The organism is Mesorhizobium temperatum (genome assembly GCF_002284575.1).
Lineage (GTDB): Bacteria > Pseudomonadota > Alphaproteobacteria > Rhizobiales > Rhizobiaceae > Mesorhizobium > Mesorhizobium temperatum.
Map to the genome: position 1 here is coordinate 1 of NZ_NPKJ01000016.1, position 2,651 is coordinate 2,651.

General features: G+C 61.0%; 2 protein-coding genes and 2 pseudogenes. 3 read left to right on the forward strand and 1 reads right to left on the reverse strand.

What is annotated here, in order from left to right; genetic code table 11:
• The first annotated feature begins 371 nt into the window (after window positions 1-371).
• The 3 genes and pseudogenes from CIT26_RS03725 (at window position 372) to CIT26_RS35615 (ending at window position 1,529) form a co-directional block, all read left to right on the forward strand.
• Window positions 372-741: pseudogene (locus tag CIT26_RS03725) on the forward strand (hypothetical protein).
• Window positions 734-1,278: pseudogene (locus CIT26_RS03730) on the forward strand (type II toxin-antitoxin system HipA family toxin); the annotation flags it as partial. The pseudogenes CIT26_RS03725 and CIT26_RS03730, both read left to right, overlap by 8 nt.
• Window positions 1,279-1,319: 41 nt before the next feature.
• Complete coding sequence (locus CIT26_RS35615) at window positions 1,320-1,529, forward strand: N-acetyltransferase (RefSeq protein WP_143747780.1); 210 nt, start codon at window positions 1,320-1,322, stop codon at window positions 1,527-1,529.
• Between the two features lie 725 nt (window positions 1,530-2,254).
• On the opposite strand, the gene CIT26_RS03740 is transcribed toward CIT26_RS35615, so the two are convergent.
• Window positions 2,255-2,651, reverse strand: a 397-nt coding sequence (locus CIT26_RS03740) for a TCP-1/cpn60 chaperonin family protein (protein ID WP_280951086.1), incomplete at its 5' end; no start/stop codon positions are given.

The following is a 2,651-nucleotide window of genomic DNA, read 5'->3' on the forward strand; positions in this document are numbered from 1 at the left end:
GCTCGCTACAGCGCTATCGAGGGCGCGCTCGCGAGCGGCTTCGCTACCGCCGAGCTACACCACCTGTAGGGACGCGACCCCGGCTGAAGAGGGTTGCGGCGAATGGAACATAAAGAAGGCAATCTCCAACCGCCTTGAGAACGATTTCGGATCGCCACCGAATTCCCGACCGATCGAATCCTGAGGCAAAAGGCCCCTTCACTCAAATCGGTATTTGTTCCAGCGAGCCCGCTGAAAAAACTGCCGTCGCCGCGATTGCTGACGTTCAAAATCTCCCGGTCGATGCCGCCTCGCGACGTCGGTAAGATTAAACCTTCGCTTCCTGCTGAACGGCGCCTTGACGGGCTAGAAAATTGTAATCTTCGTGCTGCATATTCGGCCATTCTGTAGTTCGAAGGTTACACAATGCCACGCCAAACAACCCTCCTGCTGCAGTGCGACGCGCGCTGCGCACGCTTGGGGCGGACATCCATGATGCCCGTCGACGCCGGCGGCTGCCAATGGCGGTCGTGGCCAAGCGCGCCTTCACGTCTCGCTCGACATTGCAAAGGGTCGAAGCCGAGGACACCAACGTTCAGCATCGGCATTTATGCCGGCGTCCTGCAGGCGCTCGGCCTGCTCGACGGCCTAAGCCAGGTCGCCGACATCAGCAACGACAGCGTCGGGCAGGCGCTGGCCAGCGCCGATCTGCCCAAACACATCCATCTCAAGCGGCCAGCCGGATCGTCTCGCGATGGCTGACTTTGAGGTGCATATTGATCACGGCCGCACACGCCCGATCGGAATGGCGAGGAGCAATCGCGTCCGAGGCGCGAAGACCATCCTCTTCGAGTATGACGGTGCATGGCTTGAGAATCCGGACCGCTTCTCGCTCGAGCCAGCTCTTGCTCTGACCCGTGGCGCCTTCGCTCCTCCTGCCGGACTGGCGACCTTAGGTTCCATCGGCGACTCGGCGCCGGATACCTGGGGCCGTCGCCTTATGCAGCGCGCCGAACTCCGCCTCGCCGAACACGAAAGGCGCGCCGTTCACACCCTCGCGGAAAGCGACTCCCTGCTCGGCGTCGCCGACGAGACCCGAGTTGGCGCGCTCCGCTTCCGCTGGGTTGGCGAAGAGACTTTCCAGGCACCGATCCGGGCCGCGTCCCTGCCCTGATCGAGCTTGGCCGGTTGCTCCAAATCACCGAACTGATCCTCCGGGACGAGGAAACGGACGAAAACCTGCAGCTCATCTTTGCCCCTGGCTCCTCTCTCGGCGGTGCCCGGCCGAAGGCGTCGGTCAATGTGTTCGCCTACTTGGCACCGGATGGGTATGCTGGTCATTGAAGACGGCGGCAAAGGAGCATGCGGCGAGCAAAAATGCCCGTTTCCTGACGGTGAAGACGGTTGCGGCATCCAAATCCGACGAAGATTACGCCACCCGCGCTTTTTACGAGTCTGTCGGCTTTCTGCCCGTCGAGGAGTTCGCCACACTTTGGGCCTCCAGTAATTCCTGCCTCTTTATGATCCAACCGCTTGAACACCACGCTTAGTGTGTCCTTTCGCCCCTACCGGAACCGACCCCAGTAACGCAACGATTTCTTGCACACGTTTTTGCGAAGCCACTGCGTCAGCAGAGGCGATTTGCAGCTCTCGCAGCAGGGCGGCGCCGTCGCTCGACTCCAGCTCCAATGGACCGGCGCCTATTCCCGACAGCAGCCATGAGGGGCTCACGGCCAGGATGCCCGCCATCGTGGCAAGGCGATTGGATTGCGGCGCGGCGCGGTCGCATTCCCACGCCTTCCAGCATGCCGTCTCGACACCAAGTCGGCATGCGGCCTGTGCCATTGTAAGTTTGATGAGCTCGCGGGCGAACGAAATACGTCCCCCTAGAGTATCGGATGACGCGAAATCATTAGCGTGGGTTTGAGTAAGAATTGGCTAGGTCTCCTATGCTTTGGTTCAATCCCTTTCGGGCGATGACCTGCTGCGTATTTCCACGATGCCGGGCATCGATTCGATTTCAAGCGCCAGTCTGAACAGGACTCGGCCCCTGATCATTAAAGGACACGTATCTTAGGTGCGGGAGGCGCCTTTTTTGTCAAATTCTTGACCTCCGATTTCTCCTCCGAAACTCCTTTGACATCGCGCTAACCCAGGCGGTCGTTGGTTCCAAAAAAATTCGCGAGCGCCGAACTTTTTTCCGACTGGATCCGCGCCAAAGAAAAGGGCGGCGTTGCTGCCGCCCTTCCGTATCTGAAGGCTGATAGGAGTTGGATTAGAAATCCATACCGCCCATACCGCCCATACCGCCCATGCCGCCGCCGCCCATGCCGCCAGGCATGCCGCCGCCAGCCGACTCCTTCTTCGGAGCCTCCGCGATCATGGCTTCGGTGGTGACCAGCAGGCCGGCGACCGAGGCCGCATCCTGGAGAGCCGTGCGCACGACCTTGACCGGATCGACGATACCCATGGCGATCATGTCGCCATATTCGCCGGTCTGGGCGTTGAAGCCGAAGGTCGGGCCCTTGTTCTCGAGGATCTTGCCGGCAACGATCGATGCTTCCGCACCGGCGTTGGCCGCGATCTGGCGGGCCGGAGCCTGCAGCGCGCGACGCACGATGCTGATGCCAGCGGTCTGGTCGGAGTTGGCGCCGACAGCCTTGATGGTCAGC